Source organism: Singulisphaera chitinilytica, from assembly GCF_049331405.1.
Taxonomy (GTDB): domain Bacteria; phylum Planctomycetota; class Planctomycetia; order Isosphaerales; family Isosphaeraceae; genus PoT.
Window position 1 is genome coordinate 7,842,300 of record NZ_CP186274.1, and the last position, 19,386, is coordinate 7,861,685.

Consider the following 19,386-nt stretch of genomic DNA (forward strand, 5'->3'; position numbering starts at 1 on the left):
CGACATCGCACTCGGCAAGACGATCAGGCTTTCGCCTTCTCGAAGAGGCCGTAGATGCGAACGTGGCCATCATGATGGGCTACGGCCACATGACGCCCATCGTTGGCGAGGTCCAACCCACGGCCTGTGTTGGGCAGCGCCAGCTTGAAAAACTCGTTCACCTCGGTGGGCTTGAAGAACCAGAGAAATCCTCCACTCGTCCCGCCCGAGACCATCACGATCACGTTGGGCGCGAGGCTGCGGACGCCCCAGCCAACCCCCTTGATGTCCTCCTTGGGTCGCTGGAGTTGGACGAGTTTCCCATCCTTCCAATCGAGGACGACATTCGCGGGGTTACTCACCGCACCGAGCGGATTCGAGGCCTCGATCAATCCGGAGCCGACCAGATAGGTCCCGTCTGGGGTCAAAGTGAGGTCACGTACTCCGCCGTAATCAACCCCCTGAGAGGCGAAGTAGATCGCCAGCTTCGAGGCATCGAACCGCCGGACTTCCTTGAAGGTCGCGAGATCCCACTGGACGATCCGCCCCTGCAAATCCGCCGAGATCAGGAACTGCCCGGAGGGGTCGAACAGCACCTTGTAGACGGGTTTGTCGTGGCCGGGGAGACTGGCCAGCGGGGCCCCATCGGCCGCCGACCAAAGTCGAACGGCCTTATCATTGCCGCAGGTGGCGACCATCTTCCCCGAGGCGTTGACGGCGATGGAGTTGATCCAGCCCGAGTGGGCCTCGAACTTCCGCTTGGGGGTCGTTTCCTTGGATTCGACATCCCACGAATAGAGGATCCCCTCGCTACCCCCCGAGAACATGGTTGTGCCATCTGGTGTCGGCTCGAGCGCAAATGGCCAACTCTCATGCCCCTTCAGGACAGTCTTGGCCTTCGAGGCCATATCCCAGCGCACAACGCTCGCGTCTTCCGAGGTCGCGAAGACGAACCGCCCCTTGGGTTCGAATCGGCAGGCGATCAGCGGCTTCTCGTGGACGAGGTCGTGCACGAGATGAGCCAGCTCCGGCTTGGCCGGCGGCGTCGATGCGGCGTTGTCTAGCATGCTCATGCGAGCAGATCCTTGATCGCCGAACCGGCCGGGTCGCCGAGTTGGATGATGCGACCGTCGACATCGAGGTCTTCGGAGGGATTCAAGCCGACCGCCCGGAGATACGTGTGGTAGAGCTGCGCGGCGTTGACCTGGCCGTCGACGACTTCGGTGCCGTTCGGATTCGTCTTACCGTGAACCATGCCAGGTTTGATGCCGCAGCCGGCCATGGCAATCGACCAGGCGGTGCCCCAATGGTCTCGCCCGTAGAGGTAGTTGATGCTCGGCGTGCGGCCGAACTCGGACATGACCACGACGAGCGTATGCTTGAGCAAGCCCCTGGCGGCAAGGTCCTCGATCAAGTTCGAGAATCCCTGGTCGAACTCGCCGACCTGCTCGAGGTGGAACGAGAAATTCTCGTTGTGAGTGTCGTAGTTCGAGTGCGAGACCTGGACGTAGGTGACGCCCGACTCCAGAAGTCGGCGGGCGAGCAGGCAGTGGCGCCCGAAGTCGTGCGAACCGTATCGCTCCTGATCCTTCGTCGATTCCTTGGAGACGTCGAAGACCTCGCGTCGCTTCATCAGCAGTAGGGCCTGCTCGTAGGTCGTCGTGTAGGCCTCCGTCTCGGCCGTCCGACGACGCGTGGCGAACCGGTCGTTCATGCGACGGCGCAGGTCGTGTCGCAGGGCCTCGCCCTTCTCGTCGACGAGGCCGGAGCGGGTCGTGTTGTCGGGAGGATTGCCATTGCCGAGATAGAGCGCCGCATATTTGGGCCCGAGATAGGCGGCCTCGGTCCCCGTCCGACCGCCGCCGCCCGGCGTGATGTAGATGTAGCCGGGGAGCGGGTTGGTCTCAGCTCCTAGGAACTTCGCGGCCATGGAACCGAAATGAGGATGCGCCACGCCCGGCATCTCTGGCCGGCCGGTGTGCATCATGTACTGTCCCTTGGCGTGATCATTCTCGTTGGTATTCACACCTCGTGCCAGCGAGATGTGGTGCATCAGCTTGGCGGTCCTGGGCATCAACTCGGAGATCCGGGTTCCCGGGACGCTGGTCTCGATCGAGCGGAAGGGGCCGCCGGTTTCCGTGCCCGGCTTGGGATCCCAGGTCTCGAGTTGGCTCGCGCCGCCGGCCAGCCAGACGACCAGCACTTGCTTCTCCCGCCCCTGGAGTTCGGCGGCGATTGACGGCTGCACGAACCGGGAGAAACCAAACTGCGAGGCGACTCCGACTCCCGTCGCCAGGCCGCCGAGGAATCGCCGGCGCGACATGAGATGATCTTCTGAGCCGCACGCGTAATCGCATTTCATCGCTGGATCTCCCATCGTGGAGTCGGCTGGTCCGTCTACGCGACTGGCTGACTGGCTTGACTGCTCAGTGATTGAATCGGAACTCGGTCGACGCTGTCAGGGCCCAGGCAAGTTCCCGAATGGCTTCCCCCCGGCTATTCCCGCGATCGGCGAGGTAACGGGCGACCTCGTCCCGCTCTTCCGCGCTTGGGCGACGGCTGAGGATCGCGAGATAAAGCTCCTCGGCGAGTTCGCCCGGATCCTTCTTCTCGATCAGGCGTCCGCCGAGGTTCCCGGGGCTCGGGCTGAACCATTCCAGGATGATGTTGCTATTGGCAAAGAAGAGAGCCTGGTCCACGCTCGACTGCCCGGGATTCTCGGCCTGTCCCGCCGCGCTCCCGAACCTCGACGTGAATGGCTGGACGCTCCCCTGGAGCTGATCGTAAACCGCCTTCTCGACCGAGTCGGTCCTGATCTGTTTCCGCTTGTCATCCTGAGCCGTGATATCACGGAACTTCGTATCCACGTCGATCAGTTGATGCTCGGCCTGCTTCCGCTGGTTCGCCACGATCCCGGCGGCCTGCATCAGGCTCCAGGCGATCTGCTCGGAGTTCATCGGCTTCAGGAGCCCAATTGAAAGGCTCTCAGGAGTCGCTTCGGCCGTCGAACCGCCCGGCGGTGGTTCGCTCGAGCGCTGATAGACGCGGGTGAGGGCGATCTCGCGGATGAAGGCCTTCACGTCGTATTTGCCGTTCGCGAACTCCTTCGTCAGCATCTCGAGGAGTTCGGGATGGCTCGGTGGGTTATCGCCGTGATCCATGTCGAGCGGATGGACGATCCCGCGGCCGATCATCATCGCCCAGAGGCGGTTGGCGATCGTCCTGCTGAACTCCGGCACATCCGGCGAGGTGATGAAATCGGGGAGCAAGTCGCGGCGACTGTGCAGCGGCAAGGCCCTGATTTTTTCGCCGGGCGAGAGGCGATACTCTTGCCCCTTCGGGACGGCCGGCTCCGCGGCCTCTGTCCCCTCGATGATCCTTGGCTTCGTCGTGCGGACGATCTTCTTCTTGAAGACCGACGAGAATGAAACGTCGCCGTCCGCCTTCTCCCCGAAGGTCATCGCGCCGCGATCGTCGGCCACGAGATAGCTGCGATTGAAGAAGGCGAAGAGGCCGTAGTAATGCCCCTGCTTGAAGTCGCTGATCAAAGGATGATCATGACACTGGGCACACTGGAAGTCGCGGCCGAGGAAGAGCCGGCCGACGTCGCGAGTCAGCAGGTTCGGCTGACCTTCGCGGTCGAGGTAGAACTTGGCCGGACCTCGGTTCCCGGGCTCGGTGCCGTCGGCCTTCAGGATCTCGCGTACGAGTTGATCGTAAGGTTGATTGCGTGCAAATGCCTTGCGGAGGAACTCACGCCACTCGGCCGCTGGCACGTGCAGGTCGGCCCGACGTTCCATGAGCATGACGTCGAAGACCGTTGCCATTCGCCTGGCATAGCTCGGGCTGGCGAGGAGGCGGTCGATCAGGGCCGTCCGCTTGTAGGCCGAGGGGTCGTCGAGGAATTCCTTCGCCTCGGAGACGGTGGGAATGGTGCCGGCCAGATCGAGCCAGGCCCTACGCAAGAATTCGGCGTCCGTCGCCGGCGGGGCGACGATCTGGCCGTCCAGTTTCGACTCGATCTCGCGGTCGATCCGCTCGTGGAGGGGTAAAGGCTTCTCCCCTTCGGCGAGCCCAACGTTTGCGGTTCCGATGATCAGGACCCAGTTAGCGGCAACCCACGCAAGGCTGGGGTGGGATCGTCTCATCTTCACCCTCGGGAACGGCAGTAGCGATCACGCTCGTTGCGAGCGACCCGACGCGACGACTCTCGTCGTGCAAACGCCGGTGAGTGCAAATCGTGGCTGAATGTTTGTTAAACATACCCACGACGGGCACCTTCACGCAATCCAAATCTGGCTGCACGATTCCCGAAGATGGATCAAACGCTCCAACCTCCTTCGGATTTGCTCGATCCGACGAAAATCGGGGCGATGTCCCGTCGGAGTCTTGAAACGTCCCTCGTATACTTCCTCAAATGAAAAACGCGCATTCCATGGCCCGCTGATTCTTGAGAAGGAAGCCTCGCATGACGACGCCGGAACTCTCGATCGCCGAGCAAGCGGCCCGCGCCGCCAGCTCGATCCTGACACGGTATTACCGCGAAGGCGTCGAGATGAGGAGCAAGGATGTCTCGAACCTCGTTTCCGACGCCGATGTCGAAGCCGAGCGAGCGATTGTCGAGGTGATCCGACGCGCCTTTCCCGGTCACGAGGTCCTCGGCGAAGAGGTCCACCAGGGGGACGTAGAGGCCGAGCACCTCTGGGTCGTCGACCCCCTCGACGGCACGAATAACTTCGCCCACAAGATCCCGCACTTCGCTGTCTCGATCGCCTACTACCACAAGGGCGAGGCCCAGTGCGGGATCATCGTGAATCCGATCCGCGAGGAGTGGCACATTGCCGTCAAAGGCCAAGGAGCCTTCCAGAACGGCCGAAAGGTCCGGGTCTCCGAACACGCCCACCTGAATGAAGTCATCGTGGGTCTTGGTTTTTATTACGACCGGGGTGCCATGATGGAGGCGACATTGGGAGCCCTCGGCGACCTCAAGCGGAGCCACATCCACGGCAGTCGTCGCTTCGGCACGGCCTCGCTCGACCTCTGCATGGTCGGCATGGGTATGTTCGGAGCCTACTTCGAATACGAGCTATCACCTTGGGACTTCGCGGCCGGGCGACTCTTCGTCGAGGAAGCCGGCGGCAAGGTCACCACCTGCATGGGCAATCCCGTCACGCTCAAGAAGTCGAGCTTATTGGCGAGCAACGGACGCTTGCACGACCAGGTGCTTGCCATCGTCAGCAAACACAGCATCGGCGAGCCTGGCACATACGACAAATAGGGGCCGATCTTTCCGGCTGATCGCTACCTCGCTCGAATGAACCGCCTGTCCTTCCCGATGCGCCCTCAGGTCATTCATTCCGAGCGAGGTTCGGTGATTAGGCGACGGATTCTGACTGAGAAGTCGACTGGACAAACTCAGAGGATTGAGAGTCCCTTGCCCCTCTCGAGTTGCGGATGGAAGAGGGCGAGATCAGAAGCAGGCAATGAAGTGACTTTCACTCTTCCAGAACGACACATCGCAATTCGCGGAAATCGTAGTACACCCGCTCGCCTTGATAATTCTTCTCAACTCCGCGACCATCTAGCGAAGCTCGCCCCTCTCGAACCACGACATTCCCCTCGAGCACGACTCTCGACACCTTGCCCATTTCCTTGTCTTCGAATCCATCCTGGATCAAGACAGATTCCGGGGTGGTGCTACGAGAGGAGTGATGAGGGCCCCGAGCAGGGCCTTTCCGCGAGCCCGGATTTTCGCGGTGCGGGCGGAGCCAATTCCTCAGCATGGACCAGAAGCCTTCCATTGTGTAGACGTGGACCTCATGGAAGCCGTCGCCGTCCTCGTCCCGGGCGTTTCCGCCCCGGCCGTGACAAACCGTCTTATGCCGATATCCCTATTCCTCCAGCCGACTGTCGATGTCTTACTCGTTGGTGTGGATCAGCGTCCCCGGCGCGATCGTCGCCTCGATCAAGCTGCGGATCGTGGCCTGCCGGACGTTCGCTAGCATCCGGATCACGACCCGGCCGCCGCGCTGGAGCATACCGAAGATCGGCGGCTTCTCCTTCTCGAGCGTCCCTCGGCACGGGGACTCCTTCAGTCGTCGGCGGCCGACTCGGCCTTTTTTTTGACCGCCTCGGGATGGCCCTTGTGCCCGGCCACGACATAGACTTCGTCGCACTCGACCTCGCCGGAGAGTTCCTGCGGAGGGTCCGGTCGACGACCCCCTGGCGGAGCGTCGTGATCATGTCGCGGGCGTCCGATTTGTCGATGCCGACCTCGCGAAGGATTTGCAGATCCGAGAGGTTCAGCCCCATCAGATACAAGCAAGCGACCCAGTCCCGCAGCGACAGGTTATGGTGGACCCCGAAAACTGGACCATCTGTTAAGCTACTCAGACGGGTCTGAGGAGGAGGACGGATGGCGAGGAAGCGGCAAGTCCACACGGCGGCGTTCAAGGCTCAAGTCGCCCTGGCGGCCCTCAAGGGAGACCGCACGATCAACGAGTTGGCCGGCCACTATGGCGTCCATCCCACATCGATCCATGGCTGGAAGAAGCAGCTCATCAGCAGTGCCGAGGAGGTCTTCGGGAGTCCGGCCAAGGCGGCCTCGGCTGACGCCGAGGCACGCCAGGCCGAACTCTTCGAACAGATCGGGCGCCTCAAGATGGAACTCGAGTGGCTGAAAAAAGTCGCCCCATTCAGTTGAGGACCGAAGGCCCTTGATCGAGCCGGATCATCCCCGGTTGAGCGTGCGCCGCCAGTGCGAGTTGCTGGGGCTGAGCCGATCGAGCCTCTACTACCGACCTGCGGGTGAGTCGCCCGAGGACCTGCGCCTGATGCGGTTGATCGACGAGCAATATACGGCATGCCCGTTCTACGGCAGCCGCAAGATGACCGCCTGGCTGGAACAACGAGGTGAGGAGGTCAATCGGAAGCGAGTACAGCGCCTGATGCGGAAGATGGGCCTGGAAGCGATCTATGCCAAGCCCAGGCTGAGTCAGGCCGGGAGAGGCCATAAGATCTACCCTTATCTCTTGCGAGGTGTCAAAGCCCGGCGAGCGGACCACGTGTGGAGCACGGACATCACTTATGTGCCGATGAGTGGAGGGTTCATGTACCTGGCGGCGGTGATCGACTGGTACAGCCGGTACGTGATCGGCTGGCGGCTGTCGAACACGCTGGACGGCTCCTTCTGCCTGGAGATGTTGGAAGATGCCTTGAGGTCGGGGAAGCCCGAGGTGTTCAACACGGACCAAGGGGTCCAGTTCACGGCCGAGGCGTTCACCGGGAGGCTTGAGGCGGCCGGGATAGCCGTGAGCATGGATGGACGCGGCAGGGCATTGGATAACGTGTTCGTCGAACGGCTCTGGAGGACCGTGAAATACGAAGATATTTACATCCAAGGCTACGAGACGGTGCCGGAGCTGCAGCGAGGGTTGAGGCGATACTTCGGCTTCTATAACGAGGATCGGCTCCACGAATCCCTGGGGTACCGGACTCCAGGGACGGTCTACCGAGCGGACAGAGCCACGACGGCCTGATTGGACAGTAGCGAAGGATCGCCGTTTTTTGGTCTAGACAATGGGGTCCACCTCAGGTGATGACCGGCGAAGGCGGTGCCGCTCAGGTCGTCGATGCGTTTGCGGCAGCCCTTGCACTCATAATGCCGGCGTCGGGCTGGGTGTCTCGAGGCCGTTCTTGACGGCCGAGGTCGAGCCACACGAGGGACAAGCGATACCATCGGGCCACCGCATGTCGCGGGCGGACTGGAAGCATTTGGCGTCGTCGAAGAGATTCTGGATGTTCACCATGATGGGGCGGCTCGCAGCTCCGATCGCGATGCCGGTCATGGTCGTCCGAGACCCTTAATCCTAGCGAACGCGAACGCTCCATCACCCCGGAATCCGTCTTGAGCCTGTCCTGTTTAGCCTTAGCTCAACCATTGCTGTGCTAGGATCGAAGAGTTCGAAATGCAAAATCAGATCGTTTCCCATTTCGCAGGTGCGAAGGACGGGACACGATCTGATATTCTGCCTCTCACCCTGATTTTACAACAGCCATTGAGGATTGGCTGATCGGGAGAGAAGAGGGTGGATGACGGGATTCGAACCCGCGATATCCAGATCCACAATCTGGCGCCTTAACCGCTAGGCCACACCCACCGTCTGGTTGATGAGTCTTCACGATACAGACCCTCGAACGCTTCGTCAAGTTCACCCAACTGTCTTGATTCAGGAATCGAGGAGCGCCGGCCATGTTTCCACCGGACACGTCGCGAATCCGGCAAGTTTTCGGGTGACTTTCCGCGCGCGAGGATAGCTGGCATGGTAGATTTCCGCCGACGGGACGGGGGATTCAGGCACCGCTGATTTCTCGGCGTGGATTAGGAGACGAGGCTTCAACCGCAACCCTTTCCTCGGACGGGAAATCGGGACTTGACGGGGAGTCATAATGTCTTGACGCCGTCATAGCGAATTGCTGGGATGGCCCTCCCAATCTCAGGGCTCGCGGGCCTTCTCTTCCGTCGGACGAGGGAGTGGAGTGCGATGGCAAACTCACAACTCCGGATCGGCATCATCGGTTGCGGGCATGCCGCGCAGGTCCATCTCTCCCGTCTCGTTGCGACCGGCCAGGTCCAGGTCGTCGGGTTGGCCGATCCCGACCAGAAGGCTCTCACGGCTTTGAAGAGCAAGGCCGTGACGACTCCCGGCCAGTTGGAGCCGGCCACGTTCGCCGACCATCACGATCTTTTGAAGCAGGCGAATCCCGACGCCGTCGCCATCTTCACTCCGCACTTTGCCCATTACCGGCCCGCGATGGATGCCCTCCAGGCGGATTGCCACATCTTCATCGAGAAACCTCTCTCGACGAACGTGCAAGAGGCGGCCGATATCGTGGGACTGGCGAAAGGCCGCGGGAAGATCGTGGCCGTCGGACACCAATATCGCCTCAGCCCGAGCCTGATCGCGGCTAAGCAACGGGTGGCCGAAGGCGTCATCGGCTCCATTCGTTACGTTTCGGCGATGCTTGCCCGGCCCTGGCTGAAAGCCTTGCGTGATTCCGACGATCAATGGCGATTTGGTGGGAAAGTTGCAGGTGCGGGGATCCTTGCCGACGCAGGGGATCACCTGCTCGACTCCCTTCTCTGGCTCACGGGGCAGACCGCGGTTGAAGTGGCCGCAATCCAGGATCGTCATCCCGCGGGGTTCGACGTCGTGACCGCGGCTGCTTTGAAACTTTCGGACGGAACACCTGCTTCGGTCGGGGTTTTCGGAATCTCACCGACTCAACTTTTCGAACTGAAGCTATTCGGAGAACAGGGAACGCTCCGTTTGACCGATCAAGAACTCATCGAGGCGATTGGCTCCCGGCCAGATCGAGCGATCGAGCTACCGAAATCGGTCGAGAATATCGACCAGAACTTCGTCGGGGCGGCGCTCCGTGGAGAAGCATCTTGCTGTCCGGCCGAAGAGGCTTTGGACACGGTGCGACTCCTCGAAGCGATCCTGAGATCGGCGGCGAGTGGACAACTCGTACGCCTCGCTTGAAAGGCCATCCCGGATCGACGCAACTCCTTGCGGGAGAATCAGGATTCTCGTGGGATGATGCTTGACAATATCGTGCCTCGTGGACTACGTGTATGGCTCCGACTTGGCCACCGTGCCGGGCGCACAAGCGGGTGAGCGGGCCATCCACTTCACACACTGTCGGGGACATCCCCGTAGACCCCTTGGACTGAGGACTAACCTCATGCGGGAAAGTCAGGAAATGTTGGCGACCCTCATTGATTCGACCCAGGAACTGTTGCCCTGGGAAGAACGGCTTGTGGCCCCGCTCTTCGCCCGCGATACCGGCGAAGAGGAAGAGGAATTCGACGAAGAGATCGACGACGAGGATGATGATCTCGACGACGATTTCGACGACGAGGATGATGATCTCGACGACGATTTCGACGACGAAGATGATATCGATGAGGATCTCGACGACGAAATCGACGAGGAGATCGACGACATCGATGTGGATGATGAAGACGACGACCTCGACGACGACGATGACGACCTCGACGATGACGACGAAGATCTCGACGACGACGAGATCTAAGTCATACCTCGGTCGTTAGTTCGAGTCCCTCCTCCGGCGGGTCGTGTGGGCGGTCTTACGCTCTCACCCCTATCGAATTCGCGATCTTGGGCCGCATTGAACTCGCCGGGCTCTGGTTACCCCGACGAATTTTTGCGGCCCATGATCTTTGCGTGCGTGGTTTCGAATCGCCATCGATTGAAATCGCGGAACTTTGCTTGTTCAGAACCCCTGGTTCCGGCTATCCTTGTCCTATTATCAAGAGTACGATTTTCCCTAGGTGCTTGCGCCCGTTGGGAAACGCGGAGGCTAGGAGTCGGGAAGGGAGCACCTCTGATGGCCGCACACCAGGATCGTCCGGGCGACTCATCTTCCGATGGCCCGGCTCCCGAGACACCAACACGCCGGCTCCGTGAGCAGAGCCAGCTCGACTTCGAGCTCGATTTCTTCGGGCGCGTCCTCGAGCGTGATCCGTACTATACCGATGCCCTGCGCGTCCACGGGAACAACCTGGCCGCCAAAGGTTACTATTCGCGGGCGCTGCAGGTTGATCGTCGCCTGGTCCGGCTCCAGCCAGACCGCAATACCGCCTGGTACAACCTCGCCTGCAGCTATGCGTTGATGGGGATGATCGACGCCTCGTTCGTCGCGCTCCAGCGTGCTCTCGAACTGGGCTATCGTCGATTTGATCTCTTGCGACGGGATCCCGATCTGAAGTCCCTGCGTCACGATCCCCGGTTCCCTCGGCTGCTTCGTTAACGTCGCATCCCGACGCTCTCTCCTCCCCTGAATTTCGACTCTCGTCGAACTCGTTCGGACCGCACGTTCGAAACCGGATCCACCTTCGCCTGTGGCGACGTGGCGAGACCTCCCCGATCTGATATGCTCTTGGTCGTGACGCCGGCTCCTCCCCTGCCCCGAATCTGAGGTGGGGATGAGTCGGGCGGGAGTTCGATGCCAGTTAACCTTCAACTAGTGAACATGAAACATCACGAGTGGGAACACGTCCAGGAAGCTACCCGCGCGGTCAAGGCACATTGGTCGGGGACGCCGAGCGTGGGGATCGTCCTGGGCACGGGCCTCGGTGCGCTCGCCGAAGAAATCAAGGCCGAAGCGACGATCCCGTATCCCGACATCCCCCACTTCCCCAAATCCACCGTTGCCAGCCACCGTGGGCAACTCGTCTGCGGGTCGCTGGCGGGGCAGTCGGTGGTGGCGATGGAAGGTCGTTTCCACCTGTATGAGGGCTACACGGCGGCCCAGGTCACGTTCCCCATTCGCGTGATGAAGGAACTGGGCTGCCGATATCTGGTCGTGTCGAACGCGGCGGGAGGGTTGAATCCCCTTTATTCCAAGGGGGATTTGATGGTCATCGAGGACCACATCAATCTACTCAACCTGAACCCTCTGATCGGGCCGAACGATGATCGTCTCGGGGTTCGCTTCCCTGACATGATCGAGCCATATGACAAAGGCCTGCAAAAAATGGCGATGCAGGTCGCGCTCGAAGAGAACATCGTCGCCCATCGCGGTGTCTACGTTGCGGTGACCGGTCCGAACCTCGAGACCCGCGCCGAGTATCGGTTCCTGCGAGGGATAGGTGCCGACGTAGTGGGGATGTCGACCATCCCCGAGGTCCTGATCGCAGTCCACGCCGGAATTCGTGTGCTCGGCTTCTCGATCGTGACGGATCTCTGCCTACCCGACGCGCTCTCCCCCGTGAGCGTCGAGGAGATCATCGCCGTCGCCCGCGAGGCCGAGGGTAAGTTACGGACAGTGGTCCGCAAGGTCCTGGAACAGCTCCCGGCCTGAGCCGGTTTCGCTGTCCGATGGACTTGGAACCGAGTCGGCCGTCGGGTCCAGACGGTCGGGACTCGGTCATCACCGGCACATCGGGGCGGCCTATTCGCCGCCCTGAGTTCGAATCGTCAGACGCAACGCTCGCTTGCCAGGCCCGCGTGTGGTCTCGAGCCGCCCAGCACTGCTCTACGAAATCTGCTGTTAAGAACCATGTCCACGAACGCGAAACCGTACAAAGATACGCTGAACCTCCCGGTCACTCGCTTCGACATGAAGGCGAACCTGACCACGCGCGAACCCAAGATCCAGCAGCGCTGGCAGGACGCGAATCTTTACGCCCAGATTCGCAACGCACGCGAGGGGCGAGAACGCCGTGTCCTGCATGACGGCCCCCCCTACGCCAACGGCGAGATCCACATGGGGCACCTCCTGAACAAGGTACTCAAGGACATCGTCGTCCGCTCCTTCAACATGCAAGGGTTCGACAGTCCCTACGTCCCCGGCTGGGACTGCCACGGGCTGCCGATCGAGCACAAGGTCATGAAGGACCTCGGCTCGAAGGGTGCCTCGAAGACGCATGCCGAGATCCGCTCGCTCTGCCAGGCGGAGGCCCTCAAATGGGTGGATGTCCAGCGGCAGCAGTTCAAGCGGCTGGGCGTCGGCGGAGACTGGGAGAACCCCTACCTCACGCTCGACCCCCGCTACGAGGCTGGTATCCTCGACGTCCTCGGCGACCTCCTTGAACGCGGCTATGTCTTCCGCCAGCTCAAGCCGATCCACTGGTGCATGACCGATCGGACGGCCCTCGCCGAGGCCGAGCTCGAGTATCACGACGAGACCTCGTCGAGCATCTACGTCAACTTCCCGGTCGTCTCGGGTCTGCCCGAATCCTGGGGAGCCGGGCCCTGGCACGTCATGATCTGGACGACGACGCCGTGGACCCTCCCGGCCAACGTCGCGATCGCCGCACACCCGAGCCTGACCTATGTCGGCATCGAGTACCTCGATCCGACGAGCGGGCAACCGGTCCACACCGTCCTCGCCGCAGAACTCGTCGCCAAGGTGATGGCGATGCGCGAAGTCACGCAATTCCGCGAAGTCGGGCGATGCACGGGCAAGGAGCTCGAGCATGTCCAATACAAGCATCCGTTCATCGAACGGATGAGCCCGATCGTGCTGGCCGAGTACGTCACCATAGAGGACGGTACCGGCCTGGTCCACACCGCGCCGGGTCACGGTACTGAGGACTATCAGACGGGTCGTAATTATGGCCTACCCACCCTGAGCCCGGTTGATGCCTCGGGTCGATTCACCTCGGAGGCTCCGGAATTCCTGGTCGGCAAGGGGGTCTTCGCGGCGAATCCCGAGATCGTCACCTTGCTTCGCGAGTCGGGGCATCTGTTCCACCACCTCAACTTCCTGCACAGCTACCCGCACTGCTGGCGGTGCAAGAAGCCTGTGATCTTCCGAGCGACCGAACAGTGGTTCATCGCCGTCGATCACGACAACCTCCGAGCCGAGACCCTCAAGCAGATCGACGCAGTGCGCTGGCTCCCGGGCTGGGGCAAGTCGCGGATCGATGCGATGGTTTCCCTGCGCCCCGACTGGTGCATCAGCCGCCAGCGAGCCTGGGGTGTCCCCATCCCGGCGCTCGGCTGCAAGGCCTGCGGAAGTCAGCTCCTCACGGCAGAAACCGTCCGGCATTTCCGCGACCTCTTCCGCCAGGAAGGGGCCGACGCCTGGTACACGAAGCCGGTCGAGGAGATCCTGCCTCCGGGCGCGACCTGCCCCAAGTGTGGCGGTAAGGATTTCCAGAAAGAGGGCGACATCCTCGACGTCTGGTTCGAGTCCGGCTCGAGCCATCGCGGCGTGCTGGCCCAGGGCTTCGAGCTCGGATATCCGGCGTACATGTACCTGGAAGGATCCGACCAGCACCGAGGCTGGTTCCAGTCCTCCATCCTGACGGCCGTCGGGACGACCGGCCGGGCCCCCTTTGAAAACGTCCTCACCCACGGGTTCGTGGTGACGGCCGAAGGGGCCAAGATGTCGAAGTCCGGCGGCAACGCCATCTCGGCCGTGAAGTCGTCTGAGCAATATGGAGCCGACGTCCTGCGGCTCTACGTGGCGAGCATGGACTACGCTGACGACGTGCGGATGAGCGAGCGTGGCATCAAAGAGATGTCGGAGTCGTACCGCAAGATCCGCAACACGTTCCGCTACCTGCTGGGCAACCTCGAGGATTACGCCCATCCCGAATTCCTCGAGATCCCCCGCGACGCGCTCCACGAGATCGACCGCTGGGCCTTGCAGCAGTTAAACCGGCTGATCGTCGACGTCGTGAAGGCGTATCAGGAATTCGAGTTCTATCGCGTCTATCAGCGGATCTACCAGTTCTGCTCCGTCGATCTGTCCAGCTTCTACCTCGACGTCCTCAAGGATCGCCTGTACGCCGAGGCTCCCAAGGGGAACGACAGGAAGGCCGCGCAGTTCGTCATGGCGAAACTGCACAGCGTCTTGACGCGCTTGCTCGCCCCGCTGATCCCGCACACGGCCGAGGAGATCTGGGACTTCACGCCGCCGTCGGCGGAGAAGCTCGAAAGCGTCCACCTCACCGAATGGCCCGCTCCCGAACCGGAGTGGGACACGGGCGACGGGCGGCCGAAATTGCCCTGGGACGCGATCCTCGATTACCGCGCCGAGATCCTGAAAGGGCTCGAGAAACTCCGGGCCGCGAAGATCATCGGGAGCAGCCAGGAAGCCCTGGTCACGCTCGGCAGCGACGACCCGCAAGAGTCGGAACTCCTGAAGTCCCTGCGTTCGACGCTCGAGACCGTCTGCATCGTCTCGGAGATCCGCCTGGAATCAGAACGACCGGCGGAGGCGACCACCCTCGTCGAGCGGCCGAAGTCCTGGGTCTATGCCGTCCGATCCTCGCATGCGAAATGCGAGCGGTGCTGGAACCTGCGACCGACGGTCGGCCAGAGCGTGGACCATCCGACGCTTTGCGAGCGTTGCACCCAAGTCGTTTCATCCCTTCCCGGCTTCGCGGGTGCATCCCAATGAGGATCGACCTCGCGAGAACGTCCCGTGATCGGGGCGGACGCCGGGTGGGGAGTATCCAATGCGAGTGAGCGATCCGGTCATCATGGGGGCCCTCGGATTTAGCCTGGCCCTCTCGGCGTTCCTCCTCAGCACGTGTCTTTGCGCCGTCATGAGGGTCGTCAGTCCCAAGATTGGGTTGATCGACTCTCCGGGCGGGCACAAGGGGCATAAGAAGCCGACCCCTCTTGGTGGAGGCGTGGCGATCTGGCTGACCACCGTGATCGTGGTTGGCATTGGCTTCGTGGTGGCTGATGTCGATGGTGGCTTGCTCCCGGCCGCCTTGCTCAAGCACCTGGGCGGGATTCACGAGCGTGCGCGAGAACTCATCCTCATCCTGGCCCTCGCGACGATCGTGATGGGGATGGGCCTCCTCGACGATCGATTCACGCTCGGCTGGCGGATCAGGCTCGGGGTCCAGGTCGGACTGGCGCTGACTTTGGTCCTTCTCGGTGGACTGCGTGTCACGCTCTTCTGGCCGTTCTCGCACCCCATCGTCGGAGGCGCTATCACGGTCCTCTGGATCGTCGGGCTGACCAACGCCTTCAACATGCTCGACAACATGGACGGGCTTTCGGCCGGCGTGGGTCTCGTGGCGTCGGCGCTTTTCGCCGGGGCTCAACTCGCCGTCGGCAGCCTCTTCGCGCCCGGCGTCTTGCTCGTCCTGGTCGGGGCACTCGCCGGGTTCCTCATCCACAATCGATACCCCGCGCGGATCTTCATGGGGGATGCCGGGAGCAATTTCCTTGGCTTCCTCCTCGGCTCGTTGACGGTGGCGGGGACTTACTATCGCTACAACTCCGGCCTCTCTCCATATAGCGTGCTGTCCCCATTGCTCGTCATGGCCGTACCCCTCTATGACTCGATTTCAGTGATCGTGATCCGCCTGCGCGAGGGTCGGAGCCCATTCCTAGGAGACCGGCGACACTTTTCGCACCGGCTCGTCGACCGCGGCTTGACGCCGCCGCAGGCGGTACGCACGATTGATTTAGTCACCCTGGCGAGCGGTCTCGGGGCACTCCTACTCCATAGCCTCGACGCGTTTGGAGCGTGCGTGGTCGTGGGCCAGACGCTTTGCCTGCTGGGCGTGGTGGCGATCCTGGAAGTCTCATCCCCTCGACCGGAGCGCGTCCATGCCGAGGCGAAACGCATCGCCGACATCCCATCCGAGACCGGCGCCAGTACCGAGGCCTGAACCGCAGGAACCGGACTCCGACGCCGAATTCGGTCGCTGGCTCGGCGAGCGCGTGCGTCGCGTGGCCCTCGGCCTCACCGCCCTGCTCCTTACTGCGCGGGTCTACTGGCCCGGCGAGCCCGACCTCAAGTACGAGGCAGGAACCGGCCTGACCTGGGACCTTGCGATCCTGATCACAAGTGGCATCGCGGTTGCCGCTTCGCTCATCGGCGGCAAGTTTCGGGTCCGATTCTCATGGGTCGACGTCACGGTCCTCGGCCTGATGTTCCTCGTCGGCTTGAGTACCGCGCAAGCCGTCGACCGCCGGCCTGCAATTAACCTCGCATGGGATTGGGGCGCGCTCGGCGTGCTCTACATGCTCGTGCGCAACGTGCCCAGGACCCGCGGCGAGTCGAACGCCCTCGCCGCAGCGCTCGTGGCGACAGCCGTGGCCGTCTCCTTCTACGGGCTCTATCAGATCACCGTCGAACTGCCGAAGATGCGAGCCGACTACAGAGCCAACAAGGCCCAGCGGCTGCAACTTCTCGGCATCACCCCAGGCTCCGCCGCCCAGTACCTGTTCGAAAAGCGACTCAACGAATCGAACGAGCCGACAGCAACGTTCGCGCTAACGAACTCGCTTGCCGGGTTCCTCCTGATCCCGTTCGTCCTGATCCTCAGCCAGGGCTGGGAGAACCTGATCCGCAGGAAAGACCCCTCGGCCAAAGGTTCTCCCTGGCCGGGGCTCTCACTGGCGTTACTGCCGACGCTCCTCGTCGCCGTCTGCTTCCTGTTCACGAAGAGCCGGAGTGCCACCGTTGGAGTCGCCGTGGCCCTGGCCGTCCTCGCGTTCAGGGAGCGTCGCCGGGTGAAGACGAGCACCCTGGCCTTGGCGGGTCTCGCCGGCGCGGGCGTGCTGACCTTGCTGATCATGGTCGGTCTGGCGAGCAAACAACTCGACATCCTGGTCCTCACCCAATCGACCAAGTCTTTGCGATATCGCTGGGAGTACTGGGTCGGCGCCTGGGGCGTCATCACCGAGAGCAGCAATGCGTTCTGGAAGGGACATGGACCGGGGAATTTCACCTCGTCCTACCTCAAGTACAAGCTGCCCGAGTCGAGCGAAGAGATCTTCGACCCCCACAATTGCCTCCTCGAAGTCTGGTCCACGGCCGGGACACCGGCGATGGTGCTGTTCGTCCTCTCGATTGGGCTCGCGCTTCACGAGATGTTCGGGGCGAGCTCGAAATCGCTCGCATCGGCCAACAAGGCCAAGGATTCTGCAGATCCATTGGATCGAGACGCCGCCCCCCCTGCCCGATCCTACTGGGTTGTGGCCTGGGGAGCGGTCGGATTGCTCGCTGCGATGGGCCTCGGACGGCTCAACCCATTCGAGGGCGATGTCTTCGACCGCATCCTCCTCCTTGGCGGAGGCTGGCTCCTGGCCATCCTGCTCGGCGCAACGCTCTGGCGACGATTGCCCATCACGGCGGCCGCCATCGGTGCGGGTGTGCTGGGCCTAACCATCAACCTGCTCGCGGCAGGCGGGATCGGGATCAGCTCGGTCGCCATGATGCTCTGGGTCGGGATCGCGCTCGGGTTGAACCTACGCGAAGACCGTTGGTGTGGTCAGCTTCAAACCCGGGGCGGTCGACTTCCTGCGTTCGCTCCGGCAATCGTCTGGGCCGCGCTGATCGGTACGTTTTGCGGCGCCGTCTTGCCTTTCTGGAGATCGGAGGCTGAGGCCAACGAGGCACGTGAAGCCTTGATGAGCCGCCCGCCCCAGTTCGAGCGAGCTGAAGCTGCCTTCATTCGCGCGATCGCTGCCGATCCCCTCAGCACTAATCCCTACTTGGGACTGGCACAAGAGAAGATGGACGAGTGGTTGACACGGGGAGCCAAGATCGAGGACCAGCGCTGGATGATCATCCCCGACATCCTGGCAGATGCGATGGTGAAGCCGCGAAGCCCGATGTCCTGGACGCTCCACCAGTATCGTGCGAACGTCATTCGTACCCTGGTGGCTCGAATTGGCAGCCAGATGAAGCCCAAGGAGATGCTCAAGAGCCAGGGCAACATCGTCAAGTCTTTGCGCGAAGCCTCGCTCCTCTATCCCACAAACGCCTCGCTTCACGCCGAGCTTGCCCTGGCCTCCGCCGACATCGGCATGTACGCGGATGCCGTTGCCGAAGCGAAGGAAGCCTTGAAATACCATAAGCTCACCCCTCACGACGACAAGAAGCTTCCGAAGCCGATCCGACTCGCCATCGAGGAGCAGTTGCCGAAATGGGAACAAATGGCACCGGGCGGCATCCCTCAAGCCGTGAAGCCCAAGAAACAATAAGGTTTCCGCCAAACCTCGAATAACCTTGATCCGAACCCGAGGCCCCGGCGCATCGCACGCAATGCGCCGGGGATTCCTTCATTGATGGCGTTCGCATATCCTCCTCAGCGTCGAAATGAAGGATACAGATCGCCCCCATCTGTCGGCCCTTTCACTTGAACCGTCGGAGATCGTGTCGGGGTAAGATCGGGTTCGGTTTCCTTTTCGGTCCGAGACGACGGCGTGTTGCCTTGCCGCTCGCCAACGATCGTGAAGCGTTGACCGGGTTCAGAACTGAAGGAGGATGGAGATGCAGCGAGTCACTTACCTCGTGTTCGCGTTAGTCCTCGCAATCTCGTCGACCACCTGGAGCGATAAGCCAAAGGACGACAAACTCGACGGCACCTGGCTCCCAGCCTCTGCGGAGCTTGGTGGTAAGACGTTCCCAGACGAGGTTCGCAAGTCCATCAGGCTCGAGATCAAGGATGACGGGTACACGGTGACGGTCGGGAAGGAAATCGATCGAGGCACCTGCAAGCTCAACCCGGCGGCCAAGCCGAAAACCCTGGACGTCTTCGGGCTCGAGGGACCGAACAAGGGTAGGACGATCCTCGCGATCTACGAACGGGACGGCGATTCACTACGGGTTTGCTACGACCTCGGTGGAAAGAGTCGACCAACTGAGTTCAAGACGACGGAGGGTACTCTGCTCTTCCTCGTAGAGTACAAACTGCAAAAACCCTGATGTGATTGTTCTCTATTAACTTCAATCACTCATGCCTGAACAAATCAAATTCAGAGGAGACGGGACTCGTTGCATGGCTTCCTGAGCTCTCCCCGTTCAAATCATCGCAGCAAAGAACATGGCCCGATGTGATGAAAGCTCATCACATCGGGCCATTGGATTAGATGCTTACACTCGCGACGTCTCGGC

The 19,386-nt window shown here is 61.7% G+C and carries 14 protein-coding genes, 1 tRNA gene and 1 pseudogene; 10 read left to right on the forward strand and 6 right to left on the reverse strand.

Features of this window, described 5'->3' with window-relative positions; translation table 11 throughout:
- Positions 1 to 23 precede the first annotated feature (23 nt).
- The 3 genes from ACOYYX_RS30535 to ACOYYX_RS30545 form a co-directional block, all read right to left on the reverse strand.
- Positions 24 to 1,052 (reverse strand): WD40 repeat domain-containing protein, encoded by a 1,029-nt coding sequence (locus tag ACOYYX_RS30535; RefSeq protein ID WP_422926480.1) that lies wholly within the window; start codon positions 1,050 to 1,052, stop codon positions 24 to 26.
- On the reverse strand, positions 1,049 to 2,302 hold the full coding sequence (locus ACOYYX_RS30540) for a DUF1501 domain-containing protein (RefSeq protein ID WP_422926481.1): 1,254 nt from the start codon (positions 2,300 to 2,302) through the stop codon (positions 1,049 to 1,051). Before ACOYYX_RS30540 ends, ACOYYX_RS30535 begins: the two co-directional genes overlap by 4 nt.
- 103 nt (positions 2,303 to 2,405) lie before the next feature.
- Positions 2,406 to 4,127 carry a DUF1549 domain-containing protein gene (locus ACOYYX_RS30545; protein WP_422926482.1) on the reverse strand — a complete coding sequence of 574 codons (1,722 nt, stop codon included), beginning with the start codon at positions 4,125 to 4,127 and terminating at the stop codon, positions 2,406 to 2,408.
- A 320-nt stretch (positions 4,128 to 4,447) separates the two neighbouring features.
- On the opposite strand from ACOYYX_RS30545, the gene ACOYYX_RS30550 reads away from it, so the two are divergent.
- Positions 4,448 to 5,257, forward strand: a complete 810-nt coding sequence (locus ACOYYX_RS30550; RefSeq protein ID WP_422926483.1) for an inositol monophosphatase family protein — start codon at positions 4,448 to 4,450, stop codon at positions 5,255 to 5,257.
- A 396-nt stretch (positions 5,258 to 5,653) separates the two neighbouring features.
- On the opposite strand, the pseudogene ACOYYX_RS30555 reads toward ACOYYX_RS30550, so the two are convergent.
- Positions 5,654 to 6,375: pseudogene (locus tag ACOYYX_RS30555) on the reverse strand (IS1595 family transposase); the annotation flags it as partial.
- Between the two features lie 19 nt (positions 6,376 to 6,394).
- On the opposite strand from ACOYYX_RS30555, the gene ACOYYX_RS30560 reads away from it, so the two are divergent.
- A protein-coding gene (locus ACOYYX_RS30560) for an IS3 family transposase (protein WP_422926310.1) occupies positions 6,395 to 7,517 on the forward strand; the annotation gives its coding sequence in 2 pieces (ribosomal slippage) (positions 6,395 to 6,675 and positions 6,674 to 7,517; 1,125 coding nt in all).
- Between the two features lie 117 nt (positions 7,518 to 7,634).
- On the opposite strand, the gene ACOYYX_RS30565 is transcribed toward ACOYYX_RS30560, so the two are convergent.
- Complete coding sequence (locus ACOYYX_RS30565; protein ID WP_422926484.1) at positions 7,635 to 7,826, reverse strand: transposase; 192 nt, start codon at positions 7,824 to 7,826, stop codon at positions 7,635 to 7,637.
- Between the two features lie 239 nt (positions 7,827 to 8,065).
- A tRNA-His gene (locus tag ACOYYX_RS30570) sits at positions 8,066 to 8,138 on the reverse strand.
- 384 nt (positions 8,139 to 8,522) lie between these two features.
- On the opposite strand from ACOYYX_RS30570, the gene ACOYYX_RS30575 reads away from it, so the two are divergent.
- The 8 genes from ACOYYX_RS30575 to ACOYYX_RS30610 all read left to right on the forward strand — a co-directional run bounded on the left by ACOYYX_RS30575 (position 8,523) and on the right by ACOYYX_RS30610 (position 19,197).
- Entirely contained in the window at positions 8,523 to 9,524 is a 1,002-nt protein-coding gene (locus tag ACOYYX_RS30575) for a Gfo/Idh/MocA family protein (protein WP_422926485.1), read from the forward strand.
- A gap of 79 nt (positions 9,525 to 9,603) precedes the next feature.
- The gene (locus tag ACOYYX_RS30580) at positions 9,604 to 10,077 is read left to right on the forward strand and encodes a hypothetical protein (RefSeq protein ID WP_422926486.1); all 474 of its coding nucleotides are present in this window, start codon (positions 9,604 to 9,606) and stop codon (positions 10,075 to 10,077) included.
- Positions 10,078 to 10,392: 315 nt separating this feature from the next.
- A complete protein-coding gene (locus ACOYYX_RS30585) occupies positions 10,393 to 10,815 on the forward strand; it encodes a TPR end-of-group domain-containing protein (RefSeq protein ID WP_422926487.1) in 423 nt (140 codons plus the stop codon).
- Positions 10,816 to 11,037: 222 nt separating this feature from the next.
- On the forward strand, positions 11,038 to 11,868 hold the full coding sequence (locus ACOYYX_RS30590) for a purine-nucleoside phosphorylase (protein ID WP_422931685.1): 831 nt from the start codon (positions 11,038 to 11,040) through the stop codon (positions 11,866 to 11,868).
- A 198-nt stretch (positions 11,869 to 12,066) separates the two neighbouring features.
- Complete coding sequence (gene ileS / locus ACOYYX_RS30595; protein ID WP_422926488.1) at positions 12,067 to 14,919, forward strand: isoleucine--tRNA ligase; 2,853 nt, start codon at positions 12,067 to 12,069, stop codon at positions 14,917 to 14,919.
- Positions 14,920 to 14,977: 58 nt separating this feature from the next.
- Positions 14,978 to 16,150 (forward strand): MraY family glycosyltransferase, encoded by a 1,173-nt coding sequence (locus tag ACOYYX_RS30600; RefSeq protein WP_422926489.1) that lies wholly within the window; start codon positions 14,978 to 14,980, stop codon positions 16,148 to 16,150.
- Positions 16,151 to 16,202: 52 nt separating this feature from the next.
- Positions 16,203 to 18,473 (forward strand): O-antigen ligase family protein, encoded by a 2,271-nt coding sequence (locus tag ACOYYX_RS30605; protein WP_422926490.1) that lies wholly within the window; start codon positions 16,203 to 16,205, stop codon positions 18,471 to 18,473.
- Positions 18,474 to 18,756: 283 nt separating this feature from the next.
- Positions 18,757 to 19,197: a TIGR03067 domain-containing protein gene (locus ACOYYX_RS30610; protein WP_422926491.1), complete on the forward strand. Its 441-nt coding sequence runs from the start codon at positions 18,757 to 18,759 to the stop codon at positions 19,195 to 19,197.
- Positions 19,198 to 19,386: the final 189 nt, after the last annotated feature.

Excerpts from the sequence above, each read along its gene's own strand:
- ileS (WP_422926488.1), top strand. The coding sequence starts at position 12,067 with ATGTCCACGAACGCGAAACCGTACAAAGATACGCTGAACCTCCCGGTC.
- ACOYYX_RS30545 (WP_422926482.1), bottom strand. The coding sequence starts at position 4,127 with ATGAGACGATCCCACCCCAGCCTTGCGTGGGTTGCCGCTAACTGGGTC.
- ACOYYX_RS30590 (WP_422931685.1), top strand. The coding sequence starts at position 11,038 with ATGAAACATCACGAGTGGGAACACGTCCAGGAAGCTACCCGCGCGGTC.
- ACOYYX_RS30585 (WP_422926487.1), top strand. The coding sequence starts at position 10,393 with ATGGCCGCACACCAGGATCGTCCGGGCGACTCATCTTCCGATGGCCCG.
- ACOYYX_RS30565 (WP_422926484.1), bottom strand. The coding sequence starts at position 7,826 with ATGACCGGCATCGCGATCGGAGCTGCGAGCCGCCCCATCATGGTGAAC.
- ACOYYX_RS30550 (WP_422926483.1), top strand. The coding sequence starts at position 4,448 with ATGACGACGCCGGAACTCTCGATCGCCGAGCAAGCGGCCCGCGCCGCC.
- ACOYYX_RS30575 (WP_422926485.1), top strand. The coding sequence starts at position 8,523 with ATGGCAAACTCACAACTCCGGATCGGCATCATCGGTTGCGGGCATGCC.
- ACOYYX_RS30535 (WP_422926480.1), bottom strand. The coding sequence starts at position 1,052 with ATGAGCATGCTAGACAACGCCGCATCGACGCCGCCGGCCAAGCCGGAG.
- ACOYYX_RS30600 (WP_422926489.1), top strand. The coding sequence starts at position 14,978 with ATGCGAGTGAGCGATCCGGTCATCATGGGGGCCCTCGGATTTAGCCTG.
- ACOYYX_RS30610 (WP_422926491.1), top strand. The coding sequence starts at position 18,757 with ATGGAGATGCAGCGAGTCACTTACCTCGTGTTCGCGTTAGTCCTCGCA.
- ACOYYX_RS30540 (WP_422926481.1), bottom strand. The coding sequence starts at position 2,302 with ATGTCGCGCCGGCGATTCCTCGGCGGCCTGGCGACGGGAGTCGGAGTC.